This is a genomic window from Aeromonas sp. MaB10011B (assembly GCF_017939325.1).
Taxonomy (GTDB): Bacteria; Pseudomonadota; Gammaproteobacteria; order Enterobacterales; family Aeromonadaceae; genus Aeromonas; species Aeromonas caviae.
The window spans coordinates 116853-131755 of sequence record NZ_JAGKRK010000075.1 but is presented as its reverse complement, the minus strand read 5'-3'; the positions used below and the strand labels follow the sequence as shown (position 1 = coordinate 131755).

General features: G+C 59.8%; 16 protein-coding genes. 7 read left to right on the top strand and 9 right to left on the bottom strand.

Annotated elements, in window-relative coordinates; all coding sequences use genetic code 11:
• Position 1: 1 nt before the first annotated feature.
• The 8 genes from J9893_RS16705 to J9893_RS16670 form a co-directional block, all read right to left on the bottom strand.
• The gene (locus J9893_RS16705) at positions 2–1039 is read right to left on the bottom strand and encodes an FAD:protein FMN transferase (RefSeq protein ID WP_029313924.1); all 1038 of its coding nucleotides are present in this window, start codon (positions 1037–1039) and stop codon (positions 2–4) included.
• A gap of 3 nt (positions 1040–1042) precedes the next feature.
• A complete protein-coding gene (nqrF, locus tag J9893_RS16700; protein WP_010673369.1) occupies positions 1043–2266 on the bottom strand; it encodes an NADH:ubiquinone reductase (Na(+)-transporting) subunit F in 1224 nt (407 codons plus the stop codon).
• 17 nt (positions 2267–2283) lie between these two features.
• Entirely contained in the window at positions 2284–2880 is a 597-nt protein-coding gene (nqrE, locus tag J9893_RS16695) for an NADH:ubiquinone reductase (Na(+)-transporting) subunit E (RefSeq protein WP_005303538.1), read from the bottom strand.
• Positions 2881–2883: 3 nt separating this feature from the next.
• On the bottom strand, positions 2884–3516 hold the full coding sequence (locus J9893_RS16690) for an NADH:ubiquinone reductase (Na(+)-transporting) subunit D (protein ID WP_005303545.1): 633 nt from the start codon (positions 3514–3516) through the stop codon (positions 2884–2886).
• Positions 3509–4297, bottom strand: a complete 789-nt coding sequence (locus tag J9893_RS16685) for a Na(+)-translocating NADH-quinone reductase subunit C (RefSeq protein WP_052816328.1) — start codon at positions 4295–4297, stop codon at positions 3509–3511. The genes J9893_RS16690 and J9893_RS16685 overlap by 8 nt, the downstream gene beginning before the upstream one ends.
• A complete protein-coding gene (locus J9893_RS16680) occupies positions 4287–5516 on the bottom strand; it encodes an NADH:ubiquinone reductase (Na(+)-transporting) subunit B (RefSeq protein WP_010673367.1) in 1230 nt (409 codons plus the stop codon). The genes J9893_RS16685 and J9893_RS16680 overlap by 11 nt, the downstream gene beginning before the upstream one ends.
• A 3-nt stretch (positions 5517–5519) precedes the next feature.
• Complete coding sequence (locus J9893_RS16675; RefSeq protein ID WP_029313920.1) at positions 5520–6863, bottom strand: Na(+)-translocating NADH-quinone reductase subunit A; 1344 nt, start codon at positions 6861–6863, stop codon at positions 5520–5522.
• Between the two features lie 419 nt (positions 6864–7282).
• Positions 7283–7591 (bottom strand): BolA/IbaG family iron-sulfur metabolism protein, encoded by a 309-nt coding sequence (locus J9893_RS16670; RefSeq protein ID WP_010673364.1) that lies wholly within the window; start codon positions 7589–7591, stop codon positions 7283–7285.
• A gap of 207 nt (positions 7592–7798) precedes the next feature.
• Between J9893_RS16670 and J9893_RS16665 the strand changes: the two genes are divergently transcribed.
• The 6 genes from J9893_RS16665 (at position 7799) to J9893_RS16640 (ending at position 12991) form a co-directional block, all read left to right on the top strand.
• A complete protein-coding gene (locus J9893_RS16665; protein ID WP_052816330.1) occupies positions 7799–8932 on the top strand; it encodes a methyltransferase in 1134 nt (377 codons plus the stop codon).
• A 24-nt stretch (positions 8933–8956) separates the two neighbouring features.
• Positions 8957–9529 (top strand): YajG family lipoprotein, encoded by a 573-nt coding sequence (locus J9893_RS16660; protein ID WP_010673362.1) that lies wholly within the window; start codon positions 8957–8959, stop codon positions 9527–9529.
• Positions 9530–9543: 14 nt separating this feature from the next.
• On the top strand, positions 9544–10095 hold the full coding sequence (locus tag J9893_RS16655) for a peptidylprolyl isomerase (RefSeq protein ID WP_010673361.1): 552 nt from the start codon (positions 9544–9546) through the stop codon (positions 10093–10095).
• 114 nt (positions 10096–10209) lie between these two features.
• The gene (locus J9893_RS16650) at positions 10210–10539 is read left to right on the top strand and encodes a hypothetical protein (protein WP_119197398.1); all 330 of its coding nucleotides are present in this window, start codon (positions 10210–10212) and stop codon (positions 10537–10539) included.
• A gap of 187 nt (positions 10540–10726) precedes the next feature.
• On the top strand, positions 10727–12028 hold the full coding sequence (locus J9893_RS16645) for an MFS transporter (RefSeq protein ID WP_246875632.1): 1302 nt from the start codon (positions 10727–10729) through the stop codon (positions 12026–12028).
• A gap of 156 nt (positions 12029–12184) precedes the next feature.
• A complete protein-coding gene (locus J9893_RS16640; RefSeq protein ID WP_039040713.1) occupies positions 12185–12991 on the top strand; it encodes an outer membrane protein OmpK in 807 nt (268 codons plus the stop codon).
• 101 nt (positions 12992–13092) lie between these two features.
• Here the strand turns inward: J9893_RS16640 and J9893_RS16635 are convergent, their stop codons facing one another.
• Complete coding sequence (locus J9893_RS16635; RefSeq protein WP_010673357.1) at positions 13093–13575, bottom strand: YajQ family cyclic di-GMP-binding protein; 483 nt, start codon at positions 13573–13575, stop codon at positions 13093–13095.
• A 358-nt stretch (positions 13576–13933) separates the two neighbouring features.
• On the opposite strand from J9893_RS16635, the gene J9893_RS16630 reads away from it, so the two are divergent.
• Positions 13934–14881, top strand: a complete 948-nt coding sequence (locus J9893_RS16630) for a 2-dehydropantoate 2-reductase (protein ID WP_210601687.1) — start codon at positions 13934–13936, stop codon at positions 14879–14881.
• Positions 14882–14903: the final 22 nt, after the last annotated feature.

The window sequence follows — 14903 nt, the reverse complement described above, 5'->3', positions numbered from 1 at the left end:
CTTACTTCTTGACCAGATATGGTTTGAAGGCATCCGAATAGGCCTCTTCGAACCCGTCATCCGTCTTGGTGATGGTGAAGATGGCCAGCCCCCGTTCCTTGGCATAGGCCAGGCTCTTCTCCGGCCCCATGACCATGAACACGGTCGCCAACCCGTCTGCAGTCATGCAGGAGGGGTGGATGACGGTCACCGACACCAGGCGGTGCTGGATGGGCTTGCCCGTCAGCGGATCCATGGTGTGGGAGAAGCGCTTGCCGTCCAGCTCGTAATAGTTGCGGTACTCGCCCGAGGTGGCCACCCCGTTGTCACCGGGAAGGATCACCTCCTGTACGGAACCGGCATTGACGGTCGGCTTCTCGATGGCGACACGCCAGGGATGCCCCTTGCCGTTGACGCCGTTGATGCGCAGCTCGCCGCCGATCTCCACCAGATAGTTGCGCGCCCCCTGGGACTCCAGGTACTCGGCCACCTTGTCCACGCCAAACCCCTTGGCAATGGCGGAGAGATCCACGTAGAGGTCCGGGATGTCCTTTTGCAGAGTATCGGCATCGGCAGAGGTTATCACATGCAGATTGCCAAGGCCCGTCTTCTGCCGGGTCTGGGCGATCAGCTCGTCGGACGGCACCTTGGTCGGTCTGGCATCCGGCCCAAAGCCCCACAGATTGACCAGCGGACCGACGGTGACATCCAGCGCCCCACGGCTCTCGCGGCCAATGTGAATGGCCTCGGTCACCACCCGCGCGGTATCGCGGGAAACCACCACAGGAGTATTGCTCTTGTGCTGGTTGAAGCGTGACAGCTCGGAATCCGGGCGATAGGTCGACATCTGATCGTTGACCCGCTCCAGCAAGACGTCGACCTCGGCTTGCAGCCTGGCGGCATCCTGAACGGCGCTATCTGCCACCTTAATGGAGTAGTAGGTACCCATGGTGCTGCCGGTGATGTGGATCTCCGGCTTCGATTGGACCGTTTCCTGACCGCACCCAGTCAAGAAAAAGGCTAGCCCGAAGGCTAGCCAGGTCTTTACAACGCTGTGCATGGATTAACCACCGAAGTCATCCAGCAGGATGTTCTCGTCTTCAACACCGAGGTTCTTCAGCATGTTGATGACGGCGGCGTTCATCACGGGAGGCCCGCACATGTAGAACTCGCAATCCTCAGGCGCCTCGTGGTTCTTGAGGTAGTTCTCGAACAACACGTTGTGGATGAAGCCGGTGTAGCCATCCCAGTTGTCTTCCGGTTGCGGATCGGACAGGGCGACGTGCCACTGGAAGTTGTCGTTCTCGGCCTGCAGCATGTCGAAGTCTTCGACATAGAACATCTCGCGCTTGGAACGGGCACCGTACCAGAAGCTCATCTTGCGCTTGGTCTTCAGACGGCGCAGCTGGTCGAAGATGTGGGAGCGCATCGGCGCCATACCCGCACCACCACCGACGAACACCATTTCGGCGTCGGTGTCCTTGGCAAAGAACTCGCCGAACGGACCGGAGATGGTCACCTTGTCACCAGCCTTCAGGCTGAAGATGTAGGAAGACATCTGGCCGGGAGGGGCAGTCCAGTTGCTGGGCGGCGGAGTCGCGATCCGCACGTTCAGCATGATGATGCCGAACTCTTCCGGATAGTTCGCCATGGAGTAGGCACGGATGATCGGCTCGTTGACCTTGGACTCCAGCTCGAAGATCTTGAAGCGATCCCAGTCGCCACGATACTCCTCGGGAATATCAAAGTTCTTGTACTGCACGTGGTGGGCAGGCGCTTCGATCTGGATATAACCACCGGCACGGAACGGCACGCTCTCGCCATCGGGGATCTGCAGCTTGAGCTCCTTGATGAAGGTGGCCTTGTTGTCATTGGAGATGACGGTACAGTCCCACTTCTTCACGCCGAAGATCTCTTCCGGCAGCTCGATGTCCATGTCGGAACGCACGGTGACCTGGCAGGCCAGACGCTCCCCATGACGGGCTTCGCCCTTGCTGATGTGATCCAGCTCGGTCGGCAGGATGTCGCCGCCGCCGGATTTCACACGCACCTTGCACTGACCACAGGAGCCGCCGCCGCCACAGGCGGAGGAGACGAAGATACCACTGCCGGCGAGCACGCCAAGCAGCTTGCCACCCGCCGGGCTGGTCACAGCCTTGGCCGGGTCGCCGTTGATGCTGATTGTCACGTCACCGGCGGTCACCAGCTTGGACTTGGCGAACAGAATGACTGCCACCAAGGCCAGCAGGATCACGGTGAACATGACCACACCCAGAATAATTTCCATCTATATTTCCTTTCCGATTACAGGGAAATACCAGAGAAGGACATGAAGCCCAGCGCCATCAGACCCGCGGTGATGAAGGTGATGCCGAGGCCGCGCAGGCCTTCCGGAACATCGGAATATTTCATCTTCTCGCGGATCCCTGCCATCGCGACGATAGCCAGCATCCAGCCTGCACCCGAACCCACGCCATAGACCACGGACTCAACGAAGTTGTAGTCACGCTGCACCATGAAGGAGACGCCGCCGAAGATGGCGCAGTTCACGGTGATGAGCGGCAGGAAGATACCGAGGGCGTTGTAGAGGGCCGGGAAGTACTTGTCCAGCGCCATCTCCAGGATCTGCACCAGGGCCGCGATCACCCCGATGAAGGTGATGAAGCTCAGGAAGCTCAGATCCAGACCGGATACCAGGGCACCGTCTTTGAGCACGTAGTTGTAGATCAGGTTGTTGGCCGGGACGGCAACGGTCTGAACCACGATAACGGCAATCCCCAGACCCATGGCGGTCTTGACCTTCTTGGACACCGCCAGGAAGGTACACATCCCCAGGAAGAAGGAGAGCGCCAGGTTCTCGATGAAGATCGAGCGAATCAACAGACTGATATAGTGTTCCATACCTTAATCCTTCGCCTCCACCTGCTTGGGATCCTTGGTGCGCACGCCCCAGATGATCAGACCAATGATGAAGAAAGCACTCGGCGGCAGCAGCAGCAGGCCGTTGGGCACATACCAGCCACCATTGTTCACCAGCGGCAGCAGCTCGATGCCGAACCAGGTGCCGGAACCCAGGATCTCGCGCACGGTGGCCACGGTCAGCAGCACGGCGCCATAACCCAGACCGTTGCCGATACCGTCCAGGAAGGAGGGCAGCGGGGCACTCTTCATGGCGTAGGCTTCGGCACGACCCATCACGATACAGTTGGTGATGATGAGGCCGACGAACACCGACAGTTGCTTGGAGATGTCATAGGCATACGCCTTGAGCACCTGGTCAACCACGATAACCAGCGAGGCAATCACCGCCATCTGGGCGATGATCCGCACGCTGTTCGGGATCTGGTTGCGGATCAGGGAGATGAACAGGTTGGAGAAGGCGGTGACCGCAGTAACGGCCAGCGTCATCACGAACGCCGTCTTCATCTGGCTGGTAACGGCCAGCGCGGAACAGACACCCAGCACCTGCAGTGCGATGGGGTTGTTGCCGAGCACAGGCGTCAACAGCAACTTTTTCATTTCGCTCTTGTCAGCCATTGTTGATTTCTCCTGCACGTACTTTGGCCAGGAAGGGACCGAAGCCCTTGGGGCCCATCCAGAAGTCGAAGGTGTGCTGTACACCATTACCGGTCAGGGTTGCACCAGACAGGCCGTCGACTTCATGCTCGGAACCAGCCGGAGCATGGCCCTTGATCACCCGCAGCGCAGGCTGGCCGTTCTGGTCGAACAGCTTCTTGCCGACGAACAGCTCGCGCCAGGCCGGATTCTCGATCTCGCCACCCAGACCCGGGGTTTCACCGTGGTCATAGTAGGTGATGCCCTTGATGGTCTGGCCATCGGCCGCGACTGCTACGAAGGCGTACATGGTGGACCACAGACCCTGGCCGTAGATCGGCAGGATGATGTTGTCGACCTTGCCTTCGGCATCTTTGGCGAAGAACACCGGGATCAGTTTGGAGATTTGACGCAGGCCGGCCTTGTCGTCGGCCGGGGCCAGACGGATGCTCTTGGCCGGGTCCTTGGCGGCAACCTTGGTGTCGAAGTTGTCGGCATCGCCGTCAACGAACTCACCAGTGGTCAGATCCACCAGACGCGCTTCAATCTTGTCGCCATAGAGCTGGGCCAGGTCACGCTTGGCCACAGCGCTGATGTCGACGCCGGCGACGGACAGGATGTTGCTTTGCTTGTCCAGCGCCTTGTTTTCCAGCTGGGCCGGACGCAGACCCACGGCGGCCACGGAGACCACGATGGAGCAGACCAGACACAGACCGGTCACTACGGCGAGAGTGCCGGTAGTAGAGTCTTTATTAAACGCCACGTGCGATCCTCCGCTTGATGTTCGCCTGTGCCACGAAATGGTCAAACAAGGGGGCAAACAGGTTGGCGAACAGAATGGCCAGCATCATGCCTTCCGGGAATGCAGGGTTCACTACCCGGATCAGCACCACCATCACGCCGATCAGGGCGCCATACCACCACTTGCCCTTGTTGGTGAAGGCAGCGGAAACGGGGTCGGTCGCCATGAAGGCCATGCCGAACGCGAAGCCACCTAACACCAGGTGCCAGTGCCACGGCATGCTGAACATGGGGTTGGTATCGGAACCGATGACGTTGAACAGCAGGGAGGTCGCGACCATGCCGACCATGACGCCGGCGATGATGCGCCAGGAGGCGATGCGCATGTAGACGATCATGGCTGCGCCGATGAGGATCATCAGGGTGGAAACTTCACCGATGGAACCGGGCAGGTTGCCAAGGAAGGCATCCATCCAGCTGATGGCTTCACCGGTGGCACCGTTGATCAGCGCCATCTGGCCGCCCTGGGCCCACTGGCTCAGTGCGGTTGCGCCGGAGAAGCCGTCAACGGCAACCCAGACCGCATCACCGGAGATTTGACCCGGGTAGGCGAAGAACAGGAAGGCACGACCCGCCAACGCCGGGTTCAGGAAGTTTTTGCCGGTACCACCGAACACTTCCTTGGCCAGCACCACACCGAAGGTGATACCCAGGGCAGCTTGCCACAGGGGCAGCTCGGGCGGCACGATCAGGGCGAACAGGATGGAGGTCACGAAGAAGCCTTCGTTGATCTCGTGCTTGCGCACCATGGCGAACAACACTTCCCAGAAACCACCGACGATGAAGACGGTGATGTAGATCGGGAAGAAGTGCGCCGCACCGATCAGCATCTTGCTGCCGATGCCGGCGACGGCCGGATCCAGCGAGGCACCGAACAGGGTGGCCAGGGCGTATTGCCAGGAATCGGCACCGGCCGCGCTGCCCATGTGGGCGATAGCGGCGATAGACTGGTTGCCGACGTTGTACATGCCCCAGAACATGGCCGGGAACACAGCCAGCCACACCATGATCATCATGCGCTTCAGATCGATCGCATCACGGACATGGGCGGCATTGCGGGTCACGGAACCCGGGGTATAAAACAGGGTGTACGCCGCTTCGAACAAGGCATAGTACTTTGCGTACTTGCCACCCGGCTCGAAGTGATGTTCCATATTTTCAAGAAGTTGCTTGAAACTCATCGCTTAACCTTCCAGTTCGATCTTGGTCAGGCACTCACGCAAGACGGGGCCGTACTCTGTCTTGCCGGGGCAGACGAAGGTACAGAGCGCCAAATCTTCCTCATCCAGCTCCAGGCAGCCGAGCGCCTGCGCGCTGTCGGTATCACCGGAGATCAGATCCCGCAGCAGCAGGGTCGGCAGGATGTCGAGCGGCATCACACGCTCATAGTTGCCGATAGGCACCATGGAGCGATCACTACCGTTGGTGGTGGTAGTGAAGTTGATGAGTTTGCCCTTCATCAGGTGAGAGAGGGTGGTACGGGTGATGGAGAACTTGTTGGCACTGGGTTTGACCCAGCCCATGAACTCTTTCTCACGGCCTTCGCCCAGCACGCTCACCTGGTTGTGGAAGCGACCCAGGTAGTCATGGACCCCTTCGGCCTTGGCACCGCTCAGCAGGGAACCGGAGATGATGCGGTTTTCGTCCGCACGCAGCTCGTTGTTGGTCAGCTGGCTGAGGCTGGCACCCAGACGGGTACGCAGCAGACGCGGCTTGATGACGTTCGGGCCAGCCAGGGAGATCACCTTGTCGGTAAAGATCTGGCCGGTGGTGAACAGCTTGCCGTAAGCGATCACGTCCTGATAGTTGATGTGCCACTGCACCTTGTTGGCACCGACCGGATCCAGGAAGTGGATGTGGGTGCCCGGCAGACCGGCGGGATGCGGACCGACGAACACGGCTTCCTTGACCTGGGCCAGGGAGGAGTGCGGCAGGCTGGCTTCGCCCTTGCAGACGTGGACGGTACCATCGGTCAGGCGGGTCAGCACGGCCAGACCGTCGAGGAAGGCCTGGGCCTGTTCCTTGATGATCAGCTCCGCACTGGCGGCCAGCGGGTTGGTGTCCATGGCGGTGACGAAGATGGCGCGCGGGGTGGAGCCCACGGCCGGCACCTTGCTGAACGGGCGGGTACGCAGCGCGGTCCATTGGCCTGATGCGACCAGGATCTCCTGCACCTTGCTGCGCTCGAGCTGTGCCAGCTCGGCGGAGGCAAAATGCTCAAAGGTCACCTGCTCGTCGGACCCATCGATGTCGATGACGACGGACTGGAGAACACGCTTGGCACCACGGTTGATCTCAGAAACCACACCGGTGGCAGGGGCCGTGAATTTAACGCCGGGATTCTTCTTATCTTCGAAGAGCTCCTGACCTTTAATGACGCGATCACCTACTTTGACAAACATAGTAGGACGCATCCCCACGAACTCTTCGCCGAGTGTAGCAACACGGGTGATGGCCGGGCCATCGTAGATTACTTGCTCCGGAGCACCCAGCACGGGGATGTCCAGTCCTCTTTTAATTGTAATCATACTCACTTGCACTACCGTTAAGGGAAGACAGGTTGGTTAGCGCCGAGAAATACATCACGACGAGTTGTTGAATGAGCCCGTCAACATCGCGGAAAGCTGTCGAAGAAATAAACAAATCAGCAACATACAGGATCATTCAAAAGCGCCTGAGTTTACCACCTTAGGCGAGTTAGCCGCCACGCCAAATGGGGAAAATCCCCGCCCTATCACAAAATTAACCTTCACTGAATATTTCGCGCACGTCCTTGCAAACCGTGGTTTTAAAGGACTTTTCGCAAAACCAACCATATAGAGGTATTTTTCAGGCGTAAGGAAAAGGATTAGAAAAAATAATGCTACACCCCTCATCCCTGGCGGCACACCATTCGTGATAGCGCTGTTAATGGCCCGAGGAAGGCGCCATCAGAAGGTCCAACGGCTCACGCAAAGGGGGATTTGCTGACGCAACCCGGCGTCTTTGGCGCCTGCTCCCTGGCCTGCCACTCGGATTCGGTATAGGTATGCAGCGCCAATGCATGAATGGCTCCCGCCAGCTCGTCGGCCAGCACCCCGTTCACCTGACGATGGCGACCCAGCAAACGCTGTCCCTCAAACGCCTGGCTCACCACGACTACCTTGAAGTGGCTTTCGGAGCCCGGTGCCACCCTGTGCATGTAGCTCTCATTGATCACTTCCAGGTGGCTCGGGGAGAGCGCGGCGGCCAGCTTGGCCTCTATCTGTTGTTGCATGCTCACGGTAAGGACTCCTCGTTGAATATCCGGCCATTGTAGCCAGGGTTGTGCGCCCGATGCATCAGGTACGAAGGATCCGCTCGCTCTCGCCGCACCGGACTGGTGAATTTCTCCGCCGCCGCTAGAATAGCGCCACTTTCACCGCTGCCGGGCAACACGGGGCAGACGGTCGCCATTCATCAATCACACGTTGGACTCTTGCCTATGCAAACCCTGCTCGACACGGCCCACTGCCGCCTGACCCTGTATCGTTACCCACGGCAGAGCCAGGACCCCCTGCAGGCCTGGGATGCGGCGGACGAGTACCTGATAAGCCACCTTGCCGAATCGCAGCAGGCACCTGACGGCCCCGTCATCATCATGAACGACGGCTTCGGTGCCCTGGCAGGCTACCTGCATGCCCACGCCCCCGTCTGCGTGACCGACTCCCACATCAGCGAGCGGGCCACCCTGGCCAACCTGGCGGAAAACGGGCTGGATCCCCACTCCATCACCCTGCAGGATGCCCTGGCCCCCCTGCCCGATGCCCCCGCCCTGGTGGTGATCAAGGTCTCCAAGTATCAGGCGCTGCTGGAGCAGCAACTGCTTGCCCTGCGCGGGGTCGTGACCCCTGCGACCCGCATCATTGCTGCCGGCAAGGCCAAGGACATCCACACCTCCACCCTCAAGCTGTTCGAAAAGTATCTGGGGGAGACCCGCACCTCGCTCGCCTGGAAGAAGGCGCGCCTCATTCATTGCACCCCGGCCGCCGAGCGCCCGTCCCTGACCAGTCCCTTCCCGACCGTCTGGCCGCTGGAAGGCACCGACATGCTCATCCACAACCATGCCAACGTGTTCTCGCGCACCAGCCTGGATATCGGCGCCCGCTTCATGCTGGACAACCTGCCCATCCACAGTGCCCGCAGGGTGATCGATCTGGGCTGTGGCAACGGCGTGCTCGGGCTCTCCCTGCTCGCGCGGGACAGCGAGGTGGAGGTGACCTTCATCGACGAATCCCGGATGGCGGTGGCGTCCGCACGGCTCAACGTCGAGCACAACCTGCCCGATGCCCTGCCCCGTGCCCACTTCATGGTCAACAACTGTCTCGATGACGTTCCCGTCGGGGCAGCGGACAGGATCCTCTGCAATCCCCCCTTCCATCAGTTGCAGGCGATCACCGATCACATCGCCTGGCAGATGTTCAGCGACGCCCACCGGGTGTTGCCTCAGGGGGGCGAACTCTGGATAGTAGGCAACCGTCATCTGGACTATCACAACAAACTCAAGCGCCTGTTTGGCAACGCACAAGTCGTTGCGTCGAACAGCAAATTCGTTATTTTGAAAGCCATCAAACGCTAAAGATAAAGCTAAAGGAAACCCATGATGAAAAAGTCACTCTTGCTGCTGGCCGCTCTGGTATTGGGCGGTTGTGCTACTCACTGGCCCGAGAGCGCCCTGCTCAACCCGCAAGTCATCCCCTCCAACCAGCAGTACTACTCCGGCAACCGCATCACCATGGAAGGGGTGGACAAGCGTGAAGCCGCCTATGTCTTCTCCATCAAGAAGAAAGAGAAGGCCCCTGTGCTGGTGAACAGCAGTCAGCCTCTCAACAGCCTGCTGGCTGAAAAACTCGCGGAAGGGCTGCGCAGCCAGGGCCTGGAAGTGGGCAACAGCGGCACCACCAACCTGACGCTGGCCATCTCCACTGCCGCCGTCACCGTGGAAGAGAAGACCTTCACCTATGTCACCAAGTCCCGCGTCAGCCTGCAGGTGATTGCCGACTTCCAGGGCAGCAAGCTGACCAAGCAGTTCAACATGTCCTCCAGCAAAGAGAGCCCGGGCGAGCCGAGCATGGCCGATCTGGAATCCACTCTGAACCAGCAGCTGGGCAGCGTGCTGCAGCAGATCATGGCCGACGAGGCACTGCGCGGTTATCTCAAGGGCCAGCCGAGCTGAGCGAGGACATATAAATGAAGAAACTCTGGTTACTGGTCACCCTGATCGCCCCCCTGGCTTTTGCCGGTCAAAAAGTCCAGATGGAGACCAACCATGGCACCATCGTCGTGGAGCTGGCCCCCAAACAGGCGCCCCAGACCGTGAAGAACTTCCTGCGCTACGTGGCAGACGGCAGCTATGACGGTAGCCTGTTCCACCGGGTGATCCAGAACTTCGTGGTGCAGGGTGGGGGCTACAACCAGCAGTTCCAGCCCCTGCCGACCTTCGATCCCGTGGTCAACGAGTCCAGAGGCGGCCTGCCCAACAAGCGCGGCACCATCGCCATGGCCCGCACCCAGGCGGTCGACAGCGCCACTCGCCAGTTCTATTTCAATCTGGTGGACAACGACAACCTCAACGCCAATGCCGGCGCCGGTTACACCGTGTTCGGCCAGGTCGTGAAGGGGATGGAGGTGCTGGACAAACTGGCCCAGGTCCAGACCGGCTACAGCTCCATCCTGCGTGCCAACGACGTCCCCACCAGCCCCATCATCCTGAAGAAAGTGGTGCTGCTCGCGGACAAATAACGCGGCCCGGATCACATTCCACCGCGTCCCTGAACGGGTCACCAATCTCTTTTTCTATACTCTGCTCCCCGATGTGTGCCACGCATCGGGGAGCAGAACCAGAAGGAGGAACCGGTGACCTGTCATGATTACATAGCCCAACACGCCGGCCCGCTAGCCCAGGCGGTTCGCCATTTTCTGGCACGCAAGATTCCCTACCAGCAGCTGGAGGACTTGAGCTGGCAGCTCCTCTCCCATTGGCAGGCGCTCTGCGTGATCCCCATGGACAAGGCTCCCGCCAACGCACAGGAAGGGGTGTTCTGGCATCTGCTTCACAGCCTGCACCTGTGGGATGAGCAGCGCCTCCTTTGTGATGACGCGCTGCGCCTGCAACTCATGGCCTGCGCCAATTTTCTCGCCGACGAGGGCCCCTGCCCGCACCACTGCATCGGCTCGCGCCCCTGAAACCTGCCGCCCGCCACTCGGCTTGCCTTGGCTACGCCTGCCGAACCTGACAAAATGACCCCCTTTTCCCCGAGGAGTCAGGCAGTTGAACAATCTCCGCCCGCCCAGCCACACACCGGGCCGCGCCACCCGCTGGCGAGATGCCCTCGCCGTCTATCTGGAAGCGCGGGTACTCATCCTGTTTGCCATGGGATTCTCCTCCGGCCTGCCCTTGCTGCTGGTCTTTGGCACCCTCTCGTTCTGGCTGCGCGAAGCGGATGTCAGCCTGACCGACATTGGCTACATGAGCTGGGTAGCCCTGGCCTACGGTTTCAAGTGGCTGTGGTCGCCCCTGGTGGATCGGCTGCCCCTGCCCCTGCTGTCACGGCTGCTTGGGCGGCGACGCAGCTGGATGCTGTTCTCCCAGGTGCTGATCGCCCTCTCCCTGGTGGGGATGGCCTATTGCGATCCCAAGACCCAGCTCGCCCAGCTGGCCCTCTTCGCCCTGCTGGTGGCCTTCTCCTCTGCCACCCAGGACATCGTCATCGACGCCTATCGCATCGAATCCGCTCCCGAGCGGCTGCAGGCGGCCATGGCCGCGTCCTATATGACGGGGTATCGACTCGCCATGATCATGGCGGGAGCGGGGGCGCTTGCGCTGGCGGCCTGGCTCGGCAGCAACAGCGGCTATGACTATCGCGGCTGGCAGCTCACCTATCTGCTGATGGGAGGGCTGATGTCTCTTGGCATCCTCACCACCCTGATGAGTCACGAGCCGCAGATCGATCTCAAGAGTCAGGACGAGCAGCAGATGGCGCGCAAGGCCACCCTGCTGGCACGGGGTTGGTCACCCATGCTGGCCGGGCTGGGGGCCTGGACCTACGAGGCCATCTGGTGTCCCTTCGCCGACTTCTTCCGTCGCTACGGCTCCTCGGCCCTGCTGATCCTCGGGCTTATCGCCTGCTATCGCATCTCGGACGTGGTGATGGGGGTGATGTCCAACAGTTTCTATGTGGATCTGCAGTTCAGCAAGACGGAAGTGGCCACCATCACCAAGGTCTATGGCGTCATCATGACGCTGGTGGGGGCCGCGCTCGGGGGCGTGCTGGTGATGCGCTTTGGCACCCTGCGCATCCTGTTCCTCGGCGCCGTGCTGACCGCCAGCACCAACCTGCTGTTCGCTCTCCTCAACGAAGTGGGCCACAACCTGGAGCTGCTGACTCTGATCATCTCGCTGGACAACCTCAGCGCCGGCATAGCGACGGCTGCGTTTGTAACCTATCTATCGAGCCTCACCAACGTCGCCTTCTCCGCCACCCAGTACGCCCTGTTCAGCTCCATCATGCTGTTGCTGCCCAAGTTGCTGGCGGGGTTTTCTGGTCGCGTGGTGGAGCAGATCGGCTACAGCCACTTCTTCATCGGCACCAGTCTGCTCGGCATTCCGGTGATGATCCTGATCATCATGGTTGCCAAACGAGGCAGCACCTTGTCACTACAAACGCACAAATAGCAAGCGTTTGCGCATTTTAGGGGGTGATTAGATTCACAAATCCTGACAAAGTTCCCTGGTGCTTGTTTATCCGTTGAATTTATTTGGCTAGAATCCCTCCCGCTCCTTGTGGGCAGGCTACGGAAAACCTCAACTAACGCACAAGAGACCAATAAAATGGCCAAATTTACCAAGACTCTGATCGCTGCCGGTCTGCTGGCTGCCTCCGCCACTCCGGCCTTCGCTGCCGACTACAGCGGCGACATCCACAAGAACGACTACAAGTGGTTCCAGTTCAACGTGATGCACACCATCGACCAGCTGCCCTACGCTGAGTCCGAAGGTGGTTACAACGATACCTACTTCGAAATGGAGTTTGGTGGCCGTTCCGGTATCTTCGATCTGTACGGTTACGTCGACGTATTCGACATCTTCCAGAACCGTCACGACGACAAGCACAACCAGGACAACCTGTTCATCAAATTTGCACCGCGCATCTCCATCGATGCCATGACCGGCAAAGATCTCTCCTTCGGCCCGGTGCAGGAAGTCTACATCGCCAACCTGATCAACGTAGGTGGTCCGGATGGTCTGTTTGAAGCCATGACCGGTTTGGGTGCAGACGTCATGGTGCCTTGGTTCGGCAAAATGGGCATGAACCTGTATGCCCGTCACGTCAATGAAGGCGGTGGCGAGCAGGGCTGGAACGGCTATCAGTTCTCCATGAACTGGTTCAAGCCTTTCTACACCTTCTCCAACGGCAGCTTCGTAGCCTATCAGGGTTACCTGGATCACCTGTTTGATGCCAAGGACACTTCCACCGACGGTACCGCCATGTTCAACGGCCTGTACTGGCACTCCGACCGCTACGCCGTCGGTTACGGTCTGAAGTACTTCAACGACATCTACGGCATCCAGAACGGTTCCTACGGTCTGAAGACCACTGGTTTCGGCCACTACTTCTCCGTGACCTACAAGTTCTAATCGAACTCATCACACGGACACAAAAAACCGGAGCAGCTGCTCCGGTTTTTTTATGCCCTCATGCTGGCAGTGGGGGAGAGCCGCGCCCTCCCCGTTCGCCATCAATCGCGGAAGTTCTGGAACTGCATCGGCTGGCCCAGTTCGGCGCCACGCACCAGAGCCATGGTCTCTTGCAGATCGTCGCGCTTCTTGCCGGTGACCCGCACCTCGTCGCCCTGGATGGCGGCCTGCACCTTGATCTTGGAATCCTTGATGAGCTTCACCAGCTTCTTGGCCACTTCCTTGTCGATCCCCTGCTTGAACTTCACGGTCAGGTGGAAACGCTTGCCGGAGTGGACGCTGTCACCCACGTCCATGGAACTGTTCTCGATCTGGCGCTTGAGCAGAGCACCGCGCAGGATCTCGACCATCTGCTTGAGCTGGAAATCGGCATCGGCTTCCAGCTTCACTTCTTCCTTGTTCAATTCGAAGCTGGCTTCCACACCACGAAAATCGAAACGGGTCGCCAGTTCACGGTTGGCGTTATCAACGGCGTTCAACACCTCGTTCATTTTGACTTCAGAGACAATATCGAATGACGGCATAGCCGGGCTCCTCATGCTGTACTTCAGGTTGTGCTGACAGGTGGGCAAATCTACCAGAAAACGGGCAAATTTGCTGATTTCGATGGGATTGCTCTGCTAGAATCCCCTGCGCACAGGAATGGTGAGACCCGTTAGAACCCGTTCAGGAGCAGTCGCGAGAGGTCCGACACTCGGTGAAGTGCAGCCCAGGCACCCGTATGGTCATGCATACATGAGGCTCCCTGGCTGCGCATGAGCCTTGAGCACGACCCGGCAGTCAGCTCATGCATCGGTTCCAGGTATTCACCAAGCGACATCTTCCCTTATCCCGGGTTGGCGGTTGACAGGATGGCAGCCCTTCCCATGATCGAGCCTCTTCATGCCAAGCGGATTACGCGACAACAACCTGAAAACACGCCGTCACCCTGTCTCTCCCGAGTGGACCTTGCTGGGCTGCGGCGCCCTGGGCGGCGTCTTCGCCTCCCTGTTGACCCAAAGCGGCCAAGCAACCCGCCTCCTGCTGCGCGAGCACCATCGTGCCACCTTGCACCCCGGCGTCGACTTTACCTCCCTTGAGGGGCATACCCAGCTCCTGGCCATCAAACGCGCCTTCATCGACAAGCCGGGCAGCATCAAACGCCTGCTGGTCATGACCAAGGCGGGGCAGGTGATATCGGCCCTCACTCCCCTGGTCGGGCAACTGGCGGCAGGGGTGCCCATCGTGCTGCTGCACAACGGCATGGGGATCGCCGATCAGGTGGTCGCACTCTTCCCAGACAACCCGGTGATCGCCGGCGTCACCAGCCATGGCGCCATGCAGAGCGGCCACTTCGTGTTCCGCCACACCGGCAAGGGGGAGACCTGGCTGGGCCCTGTCAACGAAGCGGCCCGTGCCCATGCCCACCTCGCCGACGAGCTGGCCAGCGCTCTGGGTCAGGCCGGCTGGGATGAGCAGATCCTGACACGCCAGTGGCAGAAACTCGCCGTCAACTGCGCCATCAATCCCCTCACCGCGCTCTACAAGCTCAAGAACGGCGAATTGGCCGGCCTGCGTTTTGCCGATGTCCTGCAGCAAATCTGCGTGGAAGTGGCTGACGTCATGCGGGCCGAAGGTCAGCCTACCGGCAGCGAAGAGCTGCTACGCCGTGTCATGATGGTGGTGGAGCTCACCGCCGACAATTACTCTTCCATGTATCAGGACATGGAACAGGGCCGCGAGACCGAGATCGAAGCCATCACCGGCTTCCTGTTGAACAAGGCCGCCCTTCACGGTATCGCGGTGCCGGTCAATCAGGGCCTCTATCAGGCCGTCAAAGAGAAGCGCTGAGCAGAGCAGCTGGCAAGCAAGG